Annotated in this window: 9 protein-coding genes; 4 read left to right on the top strand and 5 right to left on the bottom strand. The window is 58.2% G+C overall.

Features of this window, described 5'->3' with window-relative positions; all coding sequences use genetic code 11:
* Nucleotides 1–48 precede the first annotated feature (48 nt).
* On the bottom strand, nucleotides 49–1173 hold the full coding sequence (locus ACYZUD_RS31560) for a GNAT family N-acetyltransferase (RefSeq protein WP_462021702.1): 1125 nt from the start codon (nucleotides 1171–1173) through the stop codon (nucleotides 49–51).
* A 283-nt stretch (nucleotides 1174–1456) separates the two neighbouring features.
* On the opposite strand from ACYZUD_RS31560, the gene ACYZUD_RS31555 reads away from it, so the two are divergent.
* The gene (locus ACYZUD_RS31555) at nucleotides 1457–2749 is read left to right on the top strand and encodes a putative porin (protein WP_462021701.1); all 1293 of its coding nucleotides are present in this window, start codon (nucleotides 1457–1459) and stop codon (nucleotides 2747–2749) included.
* A 200-nt stretch (nucleotides 2750–2949) separates the two neighbouring features.
* On the opposite strand, the gene ACYZUD_RS31550 is transcribed toward ACYZUD_RS31555, so the two are convergent.
* From ACYZUD_RS31550 to aceK, 3 genes are all read right to left on the bottom strand, one after another.
* Entirely contained in the window at nucleotides 2950–4071 is a 1122-nt protein-coding gene (locus ACYZUD_RS31550; protein WP_462021700.1) for a beta-ketoacyl-ACP synthase III, read from the bottom strand.
* Between the two features lie 334 nt (nucleotides 4072–4405).
* Nucleotides 4406–8317 (bottom strand): ATP-dependent RNA helicase HrpA, encoded by a 3912-nt coding sequence (hrpA, locus tag ACYZUD_RS31545; RefSeq protein ID WP_462021699.1) that lies wholly within the window; start codon nucleotides 8315–8317, stop codon nucleotides 4406–4408.
* Nucleotides 8318–8527: 210 nt separating this feature from the next.
* Nucleotides 8528–10246, bottom strand: coding sequence for a bifunctional isocitrate dehydrogenase kinase/phosphatase (gene aceK / locus ACYZUD_RS31540; RefSeq protein ID WP_462021698.1), 1719 nt, complete (start codon nucleotides 10244–10246; stop codon nucleotides 8528–8530).
* Nucleotides 10247–10657: 411 nt separating this feature from the next.
* Between aceK and ACYZUD_RS31535 the strand changes: the two genes are divergently transcribed.
* The 3 genes from ACYZUD_RS31535 to ACYZUD_RS31525 all read left to right on the top strand — a co-directional run bounded on the left by ACYZUD_RS31535 (nucleotide 10658) and on the right by ACYZUD_RS31525 (nucleotide 14168).
* Nucleotides 10658–12283 (top strand): methyl-accepting chemotaxis protein, encoded by a 1626-nt coding sequence (locus tag ACYZUD_RS31535; RefSeq protein ID WP_462021697.1) that lies wholly within the window; start codon nucleotides 10658–10660, stop codon nucleotides 12281–12283.
* Between the two features lie 71 nt (nucleotides 12284–12354).
* On the top strand, nucleotides 12355–13269 hold the full coding sequence (locus ACYZUD_RS31530) for a DMT family transporter (RefSeq protein WP_462021696.1): 915 nt from the start codon (nucleotides 12355–12357) through the stop codon (nucleotides 13267–13269).
* Nucleotides 13266–14168, top strand: a complete 903-nt coding sequence (locus ACYZUD_RS31525; RefSeq protein ID WP_462021695.1) for a hypothetical protein — start codon at nucleotides 13266–13268, stop codon at nucleotides 14166–14168. The genes ACYZUD_RS31530 and ACYZUD_RS31525 overlap by 4 nt, the downstream gene beginning before the upstream one ends.
* Here ACYZUD_RS31525 and ACYZUD_RS31520 read toward each other — a convergent pair whose 3' ends face one another.
* Nucleotides 14169–18056, bottom strand: coding sequence for a CHAT domain-containing protein (locus ACYZUD_RS31520; protein WP_462021694.1), 3888 nt, complete (start codon nucleotides 18054–18056; stop codon nucleotides 14169–14171). It lies immediately after the preceding gene.
* Between the last annotated feature and the right edge of the window lies 1 nt (nucleotide 18057).

The following is an 18057-nucleotide window of genomic DNA, read 5'->3' as shown; positions in this document are numbered from 1 at the left end:
CCAATCAGAAGGCCCTTCAGTGAAGGGCCTTTTTTAAGAACCTAACATTCAAGCCTGACGATAAGGCAACGCCGCACTTGCTTGCTCGGCATAAGCCAAAACACCGGCGCGCTCCTGCTCGAGGAAATCCTTCACTGCCGCTTTCAATCCCGGATGGCGCAGGTAGTGCCATGATCGAGTAATGACCGGTTCAAACCCGCGAATCAACTTGTGCTCACCCTGGGCACCGGCATCGAAACGCTGGAAGCCGTTGGCAATCGCGTAGTCCATGCCTTGATAGAAACAGGTCTCGAAGTGCAGACGGTCGAACTCCGCCAGACACCCCCAGTAACGACCGTAAAAACTGTCCCCACCCACGAGGCTGAAGGCCATCGCCACCGGCCGTGAGCCTTGTTTGGCCAACACCACGCGAATGGATTCCGGCATGCGCTCAGCCAACAGGTTGAAAAAATCCCGCGTCAGATAAGGCCTTTGCCTACGCACTACATAGGTATTGGCGTAACAGGCATAGACGAAATCCCACTGTGCCTGATCCAGTTGCCTGCCTTCGAGCCATTCGAAATCAATGCCCTGTCCCGCCACCTGCTCGCGCTCTTTGCGCATCTGCTTGCGCTTGCGCGAACTGAGGACGTCGAGGAAGTCCTGAAAGTCCCGATACCCGCGATTCTGCCAGTGGTACTGACAGCCGATGCGCTGCAGCCATCCCGGCTGTTCGGCCAATGCCGCATCGGTGAACGGGTCCGTGAAGTTGATGTGGGCGCTGGAGAGTTCTTCGATCTCAAGGTAGCCCGGCAGGCTCTTCAGCAGTTCGAAACCGTCCTCGACCGTGGCCGCCAGCAAACGCGGCCCGCTGACCGGGCTGAAGGGCACGGCGGTCAACAGCTTGGGGTAATAGTCGATGCCGGCGCGCTCACACGCATCGGCCCAGGCGTGATCGAACACGTACTCGCCGTAGGAATGCCATTTGCGGTAACTGGGCAGCGCGGCGATCAACCGGCCACCGTCCATGTGCAACAAGTGCTCAGGCTGCCAACCGGAATGAGGGCCGACACTGCCACTGTCTTCCAGCGCACTGAGGAAGGCGTGACGCAGGAACGGCTGAGCATCCGGCACCAGGGCATCCCAGGTGTGCGGTGCGATATCGGACAGATTTTCCAGACGTTGCAGCGGCATTAATTTCTTCTCCACTTCTTATCGCGAAAGCCCCGCGAGTATCGCTTATCGCCACCTATTCCACACCCGCGATCCGCCGACAGGGCCCCTGATAAAAAGTTCACTCACGTTTTGTATCGTCATCGAGACGCCATCACTTTGCCACTGCTTTGTCATAAACCATCGCGATACTGGCGCCAGTTTTTAGAGCGTCGGGTTCTACCCCGGCCACTGTTTTCCGTCCCTCAACGGTCGGTTGTGCCCTGGATGGCTCAGTCATCCCCTCTCATCTTCGGAGATTGATATGCGTCTTGCTTCCACGAAAACTGCGGCGGCCCTGTGTGGCGGACTGCTGCTGGCCATGAGTGTTCCGGCCAGCGCCGCAGTCGACGCCAAATTGCTCGACATGCTCAAGGCTAACGGTTCGATTACCAACGCGCAGTACAGCGAACTGCAAGCCGAACTGGCCCGGGATCAGAAGGAGCAACAGATTGCCCGTCAGGCTCAACAAGAGACCAACGAGCAGATCGCGGCGACGGCGAAGAAAACCAACGAACTGAGCACCTTCGACCAGAAACTGGCGTGGGCTGCCAAGACCCAGTTCAAGGGCGACGTTCGTTTCCGTCAGGAAACGGTCAAGAACGATGGCGTACCGAACACCGGCGACCAGGATCGTCAACGTATTCGTGTCCGCCTGGGTGCCTACACCGAAATCAATCCGCAAGTGGACACCGGCATTCGCATCGCCACTGGCAACAACAACGATGCTCGCTCCACCAACCAGAGTCTGGAAGGCAACTTCGCCAAGAAAGATATCTGGCTGGACCAGGGCTACGTCGACTACCACCCGACTGCCATCAAGAACCTGCACTTGATCGGCGGCAAAATGGCACAACCATGGGTGAGCATGGGCGACATCATCTGGGACAGCGACATCAGCCCCGAAGGTCTGGCCCTGACTTACAAATACCCGCTAGGCAGCACGGCCGAGCTGTTCGGTAGCGCCGGCCACTACACCCTCCAGGACAACGTCGACGGTGAAGGCAAGCAGTTCCGTCATGACCTGCGTCTGTACGCTGGCCAGTTGGGCGCGCGCTTCGCGATCACTGATAACCTGAAAATGACGCTGGGTGGCAGTCTCTACGCTTACGACAACGATGAGGACACCGCCACACTGGCCATCAACGGCAACAGTGCGGGCGAAGAGTTCAAAGTGTACGAAGGCTTCGGTCAGATCGATATCGGCGGCCTGCCAATGCCGCTGTCGCTGTACGGTCAAGTTGTCAACAACGACAGTGCCAGCAACGATCAGGACATGGGCTGGCTGGCCGGCGTCAAGACCAAGATCTTCGGTTTCGGCGTGGACTACAACTATCGCGACGTACAGCGTAACGCGGTGGTCGGCGCCTTCACCGACTCCGACTTCGCCAACGGTTTCACCGGTTCGCGCGGCAGCAAGTTGAAAGTGAGCTACGAGCTGGACAAGAACTTCGCCCTTGGCGCGACGTACTTCATGGCTGACTCCGACTACACCAACGCCACCCTGCGGGATTCGAAAATCAACACCCTGCAACTGGACGCAGAAGCCAAGTTCTGATCCCTGCTATACGGCTCGGGCAAGGAAGCCCGAGTTGCTTTTACAAACTCGCGTTGGTGTATCGGTCCCCATCATCCGTCCGATATGGCAACGCGAGTTTTTTTATTTGGGCAAAAAAAGATCGCAGCCTTCGGCAGCTCCTACAGGGTGTATGTAATCCCCGTAGGAGCTGCCGAAGGCTGCGATCTTTTAAGACGAACTCAGCGCTTGCGCAGAATCACGCTACCAATCGAGTAACCGGCGCCAAACGAGCTGAGCACCGCCAGCGAACCGGCCGCCAGATCATCCTGGTTCTTGTGAAACGCAATCACCGAACCTGCAGAGCTGGTGTTGGCGTAGGTGTCGAGAATCACCGGGGCTTCTTCTTCGGTGGCTTCGCGTCCCAGCAGTTTCTTGACGATCAGGTGGTTCATGCTGAGGTTGGCCTGGTGCAGCCAGAAGCGCTTCACGTCGCTGACGTTGAGCTGGTTTTCTTCCAGGTGCGTGCCGATCAGTTCGGCCACCATCGGGCAAACATCGCGGAACACCTTGCGGCCTTCCTGTACGAACAATTTGTCCTTGGTACCGATGCCCTCTTCCGCCGCGCGGTTGAGGAAGCCGAAGTTGTTACGGATGTTGTTGGAGAACTTGGTCAACAGTTTGGTGCTGACGATGTCGAACTGGTACTTGGACGTCGCCAGGTCGGCGCGCTCGATGATCACCGCCGTCGCGGCGTCGCCGAAGATGAAGTGGCTATCGCGGTCGCGGAAGTTCAGGTGACCGGTGCAGACCTCGGGGTTGACCATCAGGATCGCCCGGGCCTGGCCCAGTTGCACGCTGTTGCTGGCCGCCTGAATGCCGAAGGTCGCCGACGAGCAGGCCACGTTCATGTCAAAACCGAAACCCTGGATGCCCAGCGCTTCCTGAACTTCGATGGCGATGGCCGGGTAGGCGCGCTGCAGGTTGGAGCAGGCGACGATCACACCGTCGATGTCCGCAGCGGTTTTGCCGGCACGCTGCAAGGCTTGTTCGGCCGCGCCGATGGCCATCTGGCAGAGCACCGACCACTCGTCATTCGAGCGCTCCGGCAGGCGTGGCGCCATGCGTTGCGGGTCGAGGATGCCGTCCTTGTCCATGACAAAGCGGCTTTTGATGCCAGAGGCTTTTTCGATAAACGCGGCGCTGGACTCGGTCAATGCTTCGATTTCGCCGCTGGCAATCGCTTGGGCGTTGTCAGCGTTGAACTGCGCGACGTAAGCGTTGAAAGACTGCACCAGCTCTTCGTTGGAAATGCTGTTGGCCGGGGTGTACAGGCCGGTGCCGCTGATGACGACGTTATGCATGGTCGTTTCTCTAATCTGTTCAGGCAGAAAGCGTTGGCACCGACGTACCAACACACAAAGGGTCTATTCCCGTCACGGGAAGCAAACCTGGCATCGCTTTATTCCGATCCGCCCAGGCCTGTGAAGGCTCAAAACCGCGGGGCCGGCGTTTATAGGCGCGAAGTTTGCCATAAACGTTGGGTTTTCGCCCCTTTTGCTGGATGAACCGCCTGTCACTGACACAACTCGGAACTGTAGGAGCTGCCGAAGGCTGCGATCTTTTGATCTTTCTTTGTCGCGACACTGGAAGATCAAAAGATCGCAGCCTTCGGCAGCGCCTACAGGGGATCGGGGGTTATGGCTCGACCTGGGTCCATTGTTTGTTCAAACGCTTATCGGAGATCGGCACCTTCGTCCCCAATTGCTGGGCGAACAGCGAAACCCGGTATTCCTCCAGCCACCAGCGGTAAAGCTCCAGTTGCGGATCGCGTTTGCCTTCCTGGGCATGTTTGGCGGCGCGGGTCTGGTATTGAGTCCAGAGGCCGGACAATTCGCTGCTCCAGACGCGGTCCTTCTGCACCTGGGCGCCGAGCTTCTCGAAGCGCTGTTCGATGGCCTTGAGATAGCGCGGCAATTCCTTGAGCCATTGCATCGGGGTTTCACGGACGAACCCCGGATAGACCAGATGACTCAGCTGCTGCTTGATGTCATTCAGGGCCACCGCTTGCGCCAGGTCGATCTTGCCCTTGAAGCGCTTTTGCAGGCCGTGCCAGAGCTTGAGAATCTCCAGGGTCAATTTGGCCAACCGCTCGGCATGCTCGGTCCACGCGCCGCGCTTGCGTTCGGCCAAGGCTGCCAGTCCGGCGCCGTCACGCGGCAGCGGGTCTTCGTCATCAAGGATGCAGCTGTCGAGACTGGCCAGCAGAATGTCTTCCACCAGCGCGTCGATACGTCCCATGTCGCGATACATCAGGCCCAGGTCGGTCAGCCCCGGCAACTTGCCGCGCAGGAACTTAGCCGGCTCCGCCAGTTGTTGCATCAGCAAACGCTGCAACGCGCGACGATGCTGGAATTCGGCTTCGGCCGGCGTCGAGAAACGTCCTTCCTTGACCGTACCCGCCGCCTCCACCAACGCCGGATAGACCGTCATCGACAGCCCGGCGATCTTCTGTTGAGTCTTTTCCGCCACTGCCGCGAAGGCTTTCGCCTCGACCGGTTGCCGGCTTTTCGCAGTCTGCGGTACGGCCAATGCGGCCTGGCTCGCTTCAGCGAAACGGGCAGTCAGCTCGGCCAGATCACGCCCTTCACCGAGAAACTTGCCCTGGCCATCGACGATTTCCAGGTTCATGCGCAAATGACTTTCGACCTGCTGCGCCGCTTCAGCCCAGGCTTCGTCACTGACCCGCGCACCGGTCATGCGCAGCAGCTCACGACCCAGCGCCTGAGGCAGCGAGCCCTCGGCGAAGGTCATGCGCTGCAACGCAGCCTTGACGAAATCCGGCACCGGCACGAAGTTCTTGCGCAGTGCTTTGGGCAGGTTGCGCACCAGCGCAATGCACTTGGCCTCGATAACGCCGGGCACCAGCCATTCCAGACGTTCCGGCGGCAGCATCGGCAACAGCGGCGCCGGCACGCGCAGGGTTACGCCATCGCGCGGATGGTTCGGTTCGAAGTGGTAACCGAGCGCCAGTTCCAGATCACCGATGTGCAAGGTGTCCGGGTAATGCAACGCGGTGACTTCACTGGCCTCGCGGGCCAGCACGTCTTCTTCGCGCATGATCAGCAGCTGCGGGTCTTTCTGGCTGTTGACCCGGTACCAGCTGTCGAAAGTCGCCGTCTGGTGAATCTCCGCCGGCAGTCGCGCATCGTAGAAGGCGAACAGGGTTTCTTCGTCGGCCAGAATGTCGCGCCGGCGAGCCTTGGCTTCCAGTTCGTCGAGTTGTTCCAGCAACTGCGCATTGGCCGACAAACATTTGGCTTTGGATTGAATTTCGCCCCGTACCAGGCCTTCACGAATGAACAACTCACGGGACGTGACAGGATCGATCGGCCCGTAATGCACCGGCCGGCGGCCGACCACGATCAGCCCAAACAAGGTGATCTGCTCGAAGGCCACAACCTGACCGCGCTTTTTCTCCCAATGGGGTTCGAAGTGGTTCTTCTTGATCAGGTGCCCGGCGAGCGGCTCGATCCAGTCGGCGTCGATCTTGGCGACCATACGTGCATAAAGCTTGGTGGTTTCCACCAGTTCGGCGGTCATCAGCCATTGCGGACGCTTTTTGCCGATACCCGACGACGGGTGAATCCAGAAGCGGCGCTGACGGGCACCGAGGTAGTCGCCGTCTTCGGTCTTCTGGCCGATCTGGCTGAGCAGTCCCACCAGCACGGCTTTGTGCAGTTTCGGGTAGTCCGCCGGCTCTTTATTGAGGCTCAACTGCATGTCGCGGCAGATCAGGCTCAACTGGCGGTGGGAATCGCGCCACTCGCGCAGACGCAGGTAATTGAGGAAATTCTTGCGGCACCAGTTGCGCAGCGGGCTGGCCGTCAGCGCCTGGCGCTGTTCTTCGAAACCACGCCACAGATTGACCAGCCCGGCGAAGTCCGAGTCCACGTCTTTCCATTGCGCGTGCGCCTGATCCGCTGCTTGCTGACGCTCCGGCGGACGTTCGCGCGGGTCCTGAATCGACATGGCGCTGGCGACGATCAGCACTTCCTGCAAGCTGCCGAGCTTCGCCGCTTCCAGCAGCATGCGGCCCATGCGTGGGTCCACGGGTAGTCGCGCCAACTGGCGACCGAGCGGGGTCAGTTGGCTGTTGCGATCCACCGCCGACAGTTCTTGCAGCAGGTTGAAACCGTCGCTGATCGCCTTGCCATCCGGCGGCTCGATGAACGGGAAATCGGTGATCTCACCGAGACGCAGGTGCAGCATCTGCAGGATCACGGCGGCAAGGTTGGTACGGAGGATTTCCGGGTCGGTAAATTCCGGACGACCGATGAAATCTTCTTCGCCATAGAGGCGGATGCAAATGCCTGGCTCGACCCGTCCGCACCGGCCTTTACGCTGATTGGCACTGGCCTGGGAAATGGCTTCGATGGGCAGGCGCTGGACCTTGGCGCGATAGCTGTAACGGCTGATGCGCGCGGTGCCGCTGTCGATCACGTAACGAATGCCGGGCACGGTCAGCGAGGTTTCCGCGACGTTGGTGGCCAATACGACGCGACGGCCTGGGTGCGACTGGAAAATCCGCTGCTGTTCGGCCGGCGAAAGCCGCGCGTACAACGGCAAAATTTCAGTGTGTTTGAGCTGGGCCTTGCGCAGCATATCCGCCGCGTCGCGAATCTCCCGCTCGCCCGGCAAGAACACCAGCACATCGCCGGGGCTCTTGCGCTCGCTGCGTTCGAACGCGGCGATTTCGTCGAGGGTGGCCAGAATCGCCTGATCCACGGTCAAGTCATCCTCGACGCGGTTGCCCTCTTCGTCCTGCTCCAGGGTCAGCGGGCGATACCAGGTTTCCACCGGGAAGGTGCGACCGGAGACTTCGACAATCGGCGCGTCATCGAAATGCTTGGAGAAACGCTCCAGGTCGATGGTCGCCGAGGTGATGATGACCTTCAGGTCCGGACGACGCGGCAGCAAGGTTTTCAGGTAACCGAGCAGGAAGTCGATGTTCAGGCTGCGTTCGTGGGCTTCGTCGACGATGATCGTGTCGTAGCGTTCGAGGTAGCGGTCGTTCTGGGTTTCCGCCAGCAGGATGCCGTCGGTCATCAGTTTGATCAGGGTGTTGGAATCGCTCTGATCCTCGAACCGTACCTGATAGCCGACCAGCGCGCCCAACGGCGTCGCCAGTTCTTCGGCAACGCGGCTGGCCACGCTGCGCGCAGCGATTCGACGGGGCTGGGTGTGGCCGATCAGGCCATGCTGACCGCGACCGATTTCCAGGCAGATTTTCGGCAACTGGGTGGTTTTACCCGAGCCGGTTTCGCCGGCGATGATCAGCACCTGATGCTTGAGCAGCGCTTCTTTGATTTCGTCGCGCTTGGCGGCGATCGGCAGGCTGTCGTCGTAACGAATCACCGGCAGGCTGGCCCGCCGCGCCAGCACCTGATCACAGGACGCCTGCATGCGCGCCACCCACTGAGCCAGCTTGGCCTCGTCGGGTTTCTTGCGCAGCTCAAGCAACTGCCGCCGCAGCCGGTGACGGTCGGCGAGCATGGCGTGATCGAGGTTTTTCAGCAATTTGTCGATGGAAGGCGATTCGTCAGTCATCAGGTACGCAAAAGTCGTCTAGTGGCGCAGGGGGCGGATTGTCGCAGATTTGGCAGGGATTGCGGGTGGTTCTACTGTACGAGCTGTGTAGGAGCTGTGTAGGAGCTGTCGAGTGAAACGAGGCTGCGATCTTTTGATTTTGATTTTTAAAGACAAGATCAAAAGATCGCAGCCTCGTTTCACTCGACAGCTCCTACAGGGGGCGTGGCGTTATTCGTTATCGAGGCCTTTGCGACGGTACGGGAACACGTCGATGACCTTGCCGGCCCGAATCGCCTCTTGCAGGCTTTTCCAGTAATCGGCGTTGTACAACTCGCCATGCAACTGATCGAACAGCTTGCGCTGCCCGGAATCGGCAAACAGGAACGGCGGGAATTCCTCGGGGAACACATCCAGCGGCCCGATCGAATACCAAGGCTCCGACGCCATCTCATCTTCCGGGGTGCGCGGTTGCGGGATGTGGCGGAAGTTGGCCTCGGTCAGGAAGCAGATTTCGTCGTAGTCATAAAACACCACGCGACCGTGGCGGGTGACGCCGAAATTCTTCAGCAGCATGTCGCCGGGAAAGATGTTCGCCGCCGCCAGTTGTTTGATCGCCAGGCCGTAATCCTCCAGCGCCTCGTGCACCTGGGCCTCGTTGGCGTTTTCCAGGTAAAGGTTCAACGGCGTCATCCGCCGTTCGGTCCAGCAGTGGCGAATCAACACGGTATCGCCCTCCACCGACACCGTGGACGCCGCCACTTCGAGCAGCTCTTCCAGGCACGCCGGGTCGAACTTGCTCAACGGGAAACGGAAGTCGGCGAACTCCTGGGTGTCGGCCATGCGCCCGACCCGGTCGACGCTTTTCACCAGGCGGTATTTCTCGATCACCGTGGCGCGGTCGACGTTTTTCGACGGCGAGAAACGGTCCTTGATAATTTTGAATACGGTGTTGAAACCCGGCAGCGTGAACACGCTCATGACCATGCCGCGCACACCTGGCGCCATGATGAACGGGTCGTCGGTGTTGGCCAGGTGATTGATCAGCGCCCGGTAGAACTCCGACTTGCCATGTTTATAGAAGCCGATCGAGGTGTACAACTCGGCGATGTGCTTGCCCGGCAGGATGCGCTTGAGGAAACCGATGAACTCGGCCGGCACCGGCACGTCGACCATGAAATACGAACGGGTGAACGAGAAGATGATCGACACGTCCGCTTCATCGGTGATCAGCGCATCGATCTGAATGCCGCGACCTTCGCGGTGCAGCAGCGGAATCACCAGCGGCCATTGTTCGTCCTGGGTGTAGATGCGGCCCACAAGGTAGGCACCCTTGTTGCGGTAAAGCACCGAGGAAAACAGTTCGACACTCAGCTCCGGATCCTTGCAGACCCAGTCCGGCAGGTTCTCGCGCAATTGCCCTTCGAGACGACTCAGGTCGCCTGCCAGGTTGGCGTAATCCTCGCTGAAACGGTAGTCGGCAAAAATGCTCGCGAGCATGCCGGACAACTGGCCCTGGGGCTTGTAAATGCGGGTTTGTGCGGCGCGTGCCCGGCGCAGGCTCGGCCGCGTGGTGTGGATGAACATGCAGCCGTCGCTGATCAGGTCGTGGCTGAACAGCCCGCAGAAGATCGAGTTGTACCAGGTCTCGGACAACTCATCGTCGAAGCGCAGGTCGATCAGGCTGATGTAGGCGCTTTTGACCAGCGGCCAACAACTGACGTCCAGCGTGTCGGCGTCAAACGCGATGCGCAGGCGCTCCACCGTTTCGCCGACTTTCTCTTCGTACAGATTGATCCGCGCCGCCGATGCGACCTGCGCCTCCTGCCACTTGGCTTGCTCGAAGCGGGCCCGGGCGCCGTCGGTGATCTGACGGAAATGCTCGCGGTAATCGTCAAAGCCATCGAGGATCATTCGGGCGATGTCGGCGGCTGGCCATTGCTGCGGCATGGTGAGACCTCTGCGGGAATTCGAAAGGCCTGAGCTTAGCCAGTGAACCGGGTGCAGGAGAAGCGTAATTTCGGCTCGCCATCGAATGATTCATTTGGTTACAGATATTTTTCCGGTTTTTTTGAGTCGACCGTTCGGTCAGTAAACAGCCCCGCAAGTCATCCCTTCAACGATGAAACGATTCATCACAGCCCTTGGATTGCCTGGCTTTCGGATCCAATCCAGCCTCTGGCAATCGACGGCGGCCGAGTTTTCCAGTTTCCCCTGTATGCGTTTCAGCCTGCAACACACTCACGGATTGGCCTTACCAGAATGATGGCACTTTGATATACCACCCGCGTTCACCCGCCTGAAAACAAGATCCCCGGTACACGAGGACTACTCCCCCAAACGCCCAAGGAGCACTTTTAAATGCCTATAAGGAACATGCACATAGGTCTGCGCGCGAGTTTGAGTTTTGCGGTATTGGCCAGCCTTCTGGTGGTGGTCGGACTGTTCGGCCTGGGTCAAATGGCGACCCTGCGCGAGAGTGCATCGCTCATCGAGGAATCGTGGATGCCGAGTATCGAGAGCATCCACGACAGCGCATCCAATATCGCCACCATCCGCCTGGAATCGTTGCGGTTGATTGCCATCAATCAGAGCGCCACGCGAGAAAAGAGCAAAGGCATCATCAACGCCCAACGCCAGGAACTGCTCAAGCGTCTCAACGACCACAAGACGCTCCTGTCCAGCGACCAGGAACGGGGCATGCTCGACAGCCTGAGTGCAGACACCGCCAAGTACCTGGCCATCCTCGACCAGATCATCGCCCAGCTTGATGCCGGCCAAAATGACCAGGCCTACGCACATCTCAACAGTGAACTGGCCCCTCAGGGCAGCGTGCTGGATAAATCGCTGGAGTCGATGATCAGTTTCAACCAGCAAGGTGCCGATGCCGCCGCCGACGCTGCCGCGCTGATGTACCAGCGCTCCCAATGGATCGTCGGCGCGATCATCCTCGTCGCACTGGTCGCCACTCTGTTGCTGGCGTGGTTGCTGACGCGCAGCATTACCACACCGATCAATCAGGCCCTGAACGTCGCGCGCCGGATTGCCTCGGGCGACCTGAGCGGCAAGATCGTCAGCGATGGCAAGGACGAAGCGGCGCAATTGCTCGACGCCCTGGCCGACATGCAAGGCAACCTGCGCGGGACCATTCGCGGTATCAGCGATTCAGCCCGGCAACTGGCTTCCGCTGCCGAAGAAATGAGTTCGGTGATGGAAGAAAGCACCCGTGGCCTGCAACAGCAGAACGACCAGATCGAGATGGCCGCCACGGCCGTTACCGAGATGAGCACGGCAGTGGACGAAGTCGCCGCCAATGCCGTGTCCAGCGCCGAAGCCTCGCAAGCTTCGAACGAGGACAGCAAACACGGGCATGTTCAGGTCAGCGAAACCATCACCTCGATTCAAGGGCTGGTCAGCGAAGTGCTCGGTGCCTCGGGACACGCCGAAGGCCTGGCGATTCAGGCGCAGGACATCAGCAAAGTGCTGGAAGTCATTCGCGGCATCGCCGGGCAGACCAACCTGCTGGCGCTCAACGCCGCGATCGAAGCGGCCCGGGCCGGTGAAGCCGGACGCGGGTTTGCCGTGGTGGCCGATGAAGTGCGCTCGTTGGCGCAACGCACGCAGAATTCCACCGAAGAAATCGAGCTGATGATCAGCAACATCCAGCAAGGCACCGGGGCCACGGTCAGCGCGCTGCAAAGCAGTGCCGAGCAGGCGAACCAGACGTTGCGCCGGGCCAACAGCGCCGGTCAGGCCCTGGAGAAAATCACTGCGTCGATCTCGCAGATCAACGAACGCAACCTGGTCATCGCCAGTGCCGCCGAGCAACAAGCACTGGTGGCCCGGGAAGTCGATCAGAACCTGGTGACCATCCGCGACCTCTCGACCCAGACCGCCGCCGGTGCCACCCAGACCTCCGCCGCCAGTCAGGAACTGTCACGGCTGGCCGTCGACCTCAACGGCCTGGTGACGCGCTTCGTAATTTGATGCCCGTTTTTCGGTTGCCATAGGCAAGGCTCTCGGCAACACTCTCGTCCCCATCAAGGAAGGAGTGTCCCGTGAGCCCTGTCGATATTTTTCGTTTACTGTCGCTGGCGGCAATCTGGGGGGCGAGCTTTCTGTTCATGCGCATCATTGCCCCGGTGATCGGCACCGTCCCGACGGCCTTTTTTCGCGTTTCGATTGCCGCTGTCGGCTTGCTGGTGATTCTCGGGCTGATGCGCATCAGCTGGGATTTCAAAGGCAAACTCAAGACCGTGATGCTGCTTGGCGTGATCAACTCCGGCATTCCGGCGACCCTCTATTCCGTGGCGGCCCAAGTGCTGCCAGCCGGTTACTCGGCGATTTTCAATGCCACCACGCCGCTGATGGGCGTGTTGATCGGCGGCCTGTTCTTCCATGAAAAACTCACAGCCGCCAAGCTCGGCGGGGTATTCCTCGGATTGTTCGGCGTCGGCGTCCTGACCCGTGCCGGTCCGGTGGCGTTCGACATGCAACTGCTGATGGGCGCCCTCGCCTGCCTGCTCGCCACCACCTGCTATGGCTTCGCCGGGTTCCTCGCCCGCCGCTGGCTCGACCAGGCTGGCGGCCTCGACAGTCGTTTGTCTGCATTGGGCAGCATGCTCGGCGCGACCTTGTTCCTGTTGCCACTGTTCGGTTACAGCGTGATCAGCCAGCCACCGACAAGCTGGGGCGGCTGGAATGTCTGGCTGTCGTTGCTGGGGTTGGGGCTGGTATGTACCGCGCTGGCGTACATTATTTACTTCCGCCTGCTCAGCTCGGTCGGGCCGGTGAGGTCGATGACCACGACCTTCCTGATCCCGCCGTTCGGGGTGTTGTGGGGGGCGTTGTTGCTGGATGAGCCGTTGTCGATGGCGCACATTTATGGCGGGGTGTTGATTGCGGCGGCGTTGTGGCTGGTGTTGAAGCCGGCAAAACGAAAAAACGTTGATAAACAGGCAGTCACCCAATGACCCAGGACAGCAATACTTTCACGTATCGCAGGCTGACCGCCGCACCGTGCAATAAGATCATCATCCTCAAGTCGCTGCGACCAGACGACCCCGATACTGCGGATTACATTCGGAATCACATCGCTGGCAGCATCAGTTCCGAAAGAGTCAGGCAAGGCGAACTCGGGGCGATTCCGACCTTGATAGAACTGAACTCAAAGCATCACTTGATCTCTTTATTGAAAGAAATAAAAGAGGAATGCCTCAAAGGCACCTCACCGATAATCCATCTGGAGACCCATGGGTGCAGGGACCACGGGCTGGCCATATTTTCACCAGCCAATGGGGTTGAAATTATCACGTGGGAAGAACTCATTCTGTTATTCCGGGAGATCAATACAGCCTGCAGAGGTAACCTGATGGTTATTCTCGCTGCCTGCCATTCCTACCAGATAGAGGAATACATTTCAGTACAGTCCCCCTCTCCTTTTTTCGCACTCATTGGCTACGACAATAAAATCGAGCCTCATGACATCGAGTCGGATCTTGCCTTCCTCTATGACTCGTTGCTACTTGAGCACACGTTGCCGTCCCCCCTCGATAACCCGTTTGAAAAGTACACGTTGTATACCGAATACGACCTCGGATTAGCTCTCATTACCGTGACGCTGATGAATATAACGTCACCGTCTATGGTCAAGCATCTGATGCCTACATTTGACCAGCTTTTAGAAGAGCCCAACCCTCTCTCTCACTTGCCGCTCCACGTACAAAAAACGATCTTCGATACTTTGGTAAAAAGCGAAGTGTTCATTCGAGCACTGGCCGATATCTTCATGCAAAACAAGCAGAACGTTCAGGTTCTCAAACAGGACATCAGCAAACACTTTCAGACCTGGATAACTGCTTCACAACGTTGACTAACATACCTGGCAAACCTGCGCCCCCCAGTAAACCGAATGAGCAAATGGGCGGATATCCGGGCGGCGCCGGTAACCAAGGATTCGACGATCCAGGGCAACCAGTCGCACCTCTTTGTTATACAGCTCCAGCCTGTCGGCAAGACGCAACTGCAAGGCAGTGCCATTTGCCAGATGACGTTGTGCGCAAGCGAGTGCCTGCGCGCAATCGTTCTGCTCTTCCAGCATCTGACGATAGAACTCAGCCATCAGCACAGCGGTAGCTTCATCGGACACCGGCCACATTGAACTGATCACCGTCTCGACGCCCAGCGCAAAAAAAGCTCCCGGCAAACCTACGAATTCGTCGGGTAATCGATAGCTATCAATGTGATGGGTATTACAGGCGGATAAAACGACCAATTTCAGCGGTGTTCGCTTTGTCGTGGTCACAAGGGCTTGAATCGAGAGTGCGCCATCGGCGCATATAAGCCGAGAGTGGCCAGGATGATGCGCATCATGCACCGCATGGCCAGCAAAATGCAGAACATCGGCGTGCCCGATTCGCTCCAGTAGCGCAGTGCTGGTTGCGTCGCTCCCTTGCAGCAGCTCGACATCCGCGTAATTGGCTGCCACTTGCACAATCATGGCCGCCTCCCAACGCGCGAGAGGCAGATTATCCTGGGGGTCCGCGACGATTAGAACTCGTGGACGGGACGCTTCAATGCCGGTTATCTGAAGAGCATTCATCAACCCGACCTGGGTTGTCACGCTGGTTTTAAACATCAGCGGCAACTGACTGTCATGATCGAGCGCCATGGAAAATGGCAATGACTGCAGCGCGCCGAGACCAACCAGTCGCAAACGTTGTTTGCCTGTCTCAGCCAAGCGCTTGAAGATTGCCTCCATGATTGCGGTGCGCCCCAACGTGGCGAAAAACTCGTCCATCCATGAGACAACTTCGGCACGCTCGGCATTCGATCGTGCCGCCGCCACTGATGCAACAATCTGTCGCCAACTGCGCGACGGTGCTGTTTCGTCACCGACCTCCAGGTCTACGTCGGACTCTGTGACTCTCGACAGTGTTTGTGCATATTCATCCAGCGAAACCCTTTCCCCCATCATTATTTGGATATCAAACAACCGGGTCCCGTCTACCGATACGACGCTGTCATCTGAACAATCGAGTGCCTCTGATGTTGCAAACACGATGAGTGATCCCACATCAGTGATGATCGGCATCACCAGTAGCTCATCAGCTCCGACATCCGCCGCCAGCCCCCGGTAACCCGAGAGGGCATCGTTCACTCCGATCAGACTCAACGCCTGTTGCGCCTGCTGTACTTCATTGCGTGCTTCCTGAAGCTGCTGATGCAGCCTGCCGAACGCTTCGCGCGGATCAATCGATGCATCGTTGGGCTCATGGGCGATAGCGCTGGCATTCAAGCTCTGCTCATAAAACTCCAACGACAAAAGCTTGGCCCGGGCCTCCCTGTATCGAACAAGCTCGATACTATCGGTGAGCGACTGCACCCCCTGTAGCGCTGCGCGAAGTTCAAGCGCACGTACCGAATGCAAAACATCGATAGCGTTGTCGAGCTGCCCATTGAGAATGAGCACATAGGCCAGGCGCGCGCCATAGGGGGCAATTGCGGTCAGTTGGTGTTGCCGAGTCAATCCAGAGGTCGCCTCAGCCATCAATCGATATCTGAAGTTCAGTGCTTGGGTGTAAATACTCACAGCCTCGGGAAAACGCAAGGAAAAGAAGAGGAGTGAGCCGTGCCTGGCGGCAATGCTTTCCTGAAGTGCGAGATCTCCAGCCTGGGCAGCCAACTCATCGGCCTGACGGTAATAGTCGACAGTTGTGGCGAAGTCTTTATTGCTCGAAATAGCGAATGACTTTGCCTGCCCCAACAACATCAACGCCAATGCTGTCTCCGCCGGCACAATGAGAGGGTCGAATAACTCACACGCTTTCCCATAGGCAATGATCGACCGACGCAATCGGTTTTTATGGGGAGGATTCTCCAGCAAGGCTATCTCATAGATGGCATTTCCGATCGCTAGCCAAGTGCGAGCCTGGAGCTGGGCAACGGCATTCATACTTCGCTGCTCAGCCTCCACGGCCATGTACAACGACAGTGCTTCGACCAGGTTTTTTCGTCGATCACCACTGACACGACTCATCAATGCGTTGCCCAGGTTGGACTGGATAGTGCCCCGCACCTCATCGGTATCGATTGGGTCGTTGGTTGCAGGCGAATCTTGCGTGAGCGCTTGACGGTAACAAGACACGGCATTTTCCAGATTCGTCGCCTTTTTGCCGGTCACCCGGCGTCTATAGGCTCGGGCGAGTACCGACAGTGCAGTCCTGCGCAGACCGCACTCAGCGAAAAGCGGCAGTAGTTGACCACCACTAGACAACACCGAAATGGCCTCCTCAACGTTGGTCACATTGTCTGCGCTGATACTCAGCAGAGCGTTAGCGATATTCAGACGAACTGATGCCTGCTTTGAAGTTCCACTATCATTACTTTTTTGCAGGACAACATGATAGATTTGAATCGCCCATGCCTGTCTGGCTACGCTCCCCTTCCCTGGCATCCTGGTTGCGATGTCGGCAATCTCCGCGGACAGTGTCAGAACATTTTTAAGCGGCAGTAACGAGGCACAGGCAAGCCCCTCTTTGCCAGCTTCCAGCGCAGCATCCACTTCAGTGAAGCGGCCTTGACCGTCGACGCGAATTGCGAGCCATCGCATCAAAAATATCCAGATGTGCGTCGCAATAAACGAATGACTCCGTTCGCCGAATTGACGCGCGGCCCTGCGCATGTCTTCACAGTCTTCCACGTCCGACACAACGTTGAGTAACCGCAGCTCACCCAGACGTTCGCGAGCCATCCACATAAGATCCGATGAAGGATCTGCAGCAATCACCGCCGCGAACAGCCCCCGCACTGCATCGCCCAGGGCCCCGGAATACTGTTGGGTATTGAGGCGATCAAAGACGCCGTCGGCCAGGTCGTAGAGAGTGATTGCTCGATCGACTCCCGAGCTGTGCTGAAAGATCCAGCCAGACCACCTGAACAAGACGCTGGCGTCCCTCTCCAATTCGACCAGTGAAAGCTCCCCCACGGCCTCCTGCAAAGCGATGTCCAGAAGGTGGTGAAGTTCCTCATGAACCGGTGGAGTGTGGGAACAAAAGGCCAACGCAGGCAAAATCGCATCAATCAAGATCGCGCAGGTCATGGCTGATCGCCCGATAATTGCGTGCAAGGCATTGCGAACAACATCCTGTAGCTGTTGGCTATCCTCGTCGTTGGCCAGATGCAAGGCTGCACCTATCACAACATCGTCTTGAATGAGCTCCAGCATACTTGGGTAGCCAACGCCCAGTAACAGATCCACCAAGTCTGACCTCACCTCATCGGGCAACAAGGCGAGCGTCCGTTCCCATGTGACGTCGTGTTCAAATCCAGCCGCCACACACAAACTCCAGTCACCTTCCAGCAACCTGCTGATCAGTTCCCCGGGCGTGGCGCATATCAACAACGGAACGTTGACGGCGTCGGATTGCAGGTTTCGCAGAGAGTCCGCCAGGTGTTCCAGGCGCATGCGAAAACCTGGGTCCTGTGACTCTTCGTGAAAGCCAAGAAGTTGACCACCCAACGGCTCCCAGACGACAAAAGCCGGATTAAATCGATGAATCGACTCACAGTGAACGCAACTGACTTCATGGAGCGTGCGTTCAACCAATAAACGTCGCATGTGTGGGTACAACGCCAGATCAACGATCTGCCATAACGTTGAATTGAGCTGTTGCTCGCAAAGTGGACAGTCATATACCAATGAAGCGGTAACAGGCAACTCAGTCTGGTTATCGGGGCTCTGAGGCGCGTCGGCGGCCATT

The organism is Pseudomonas sp. XS1P51, assembly GCF_054897845.1.
Note: the sequence above shows the minus strand (reverse complement) of the source record. Positions and strands in the feature narration are given on the sequence as shown.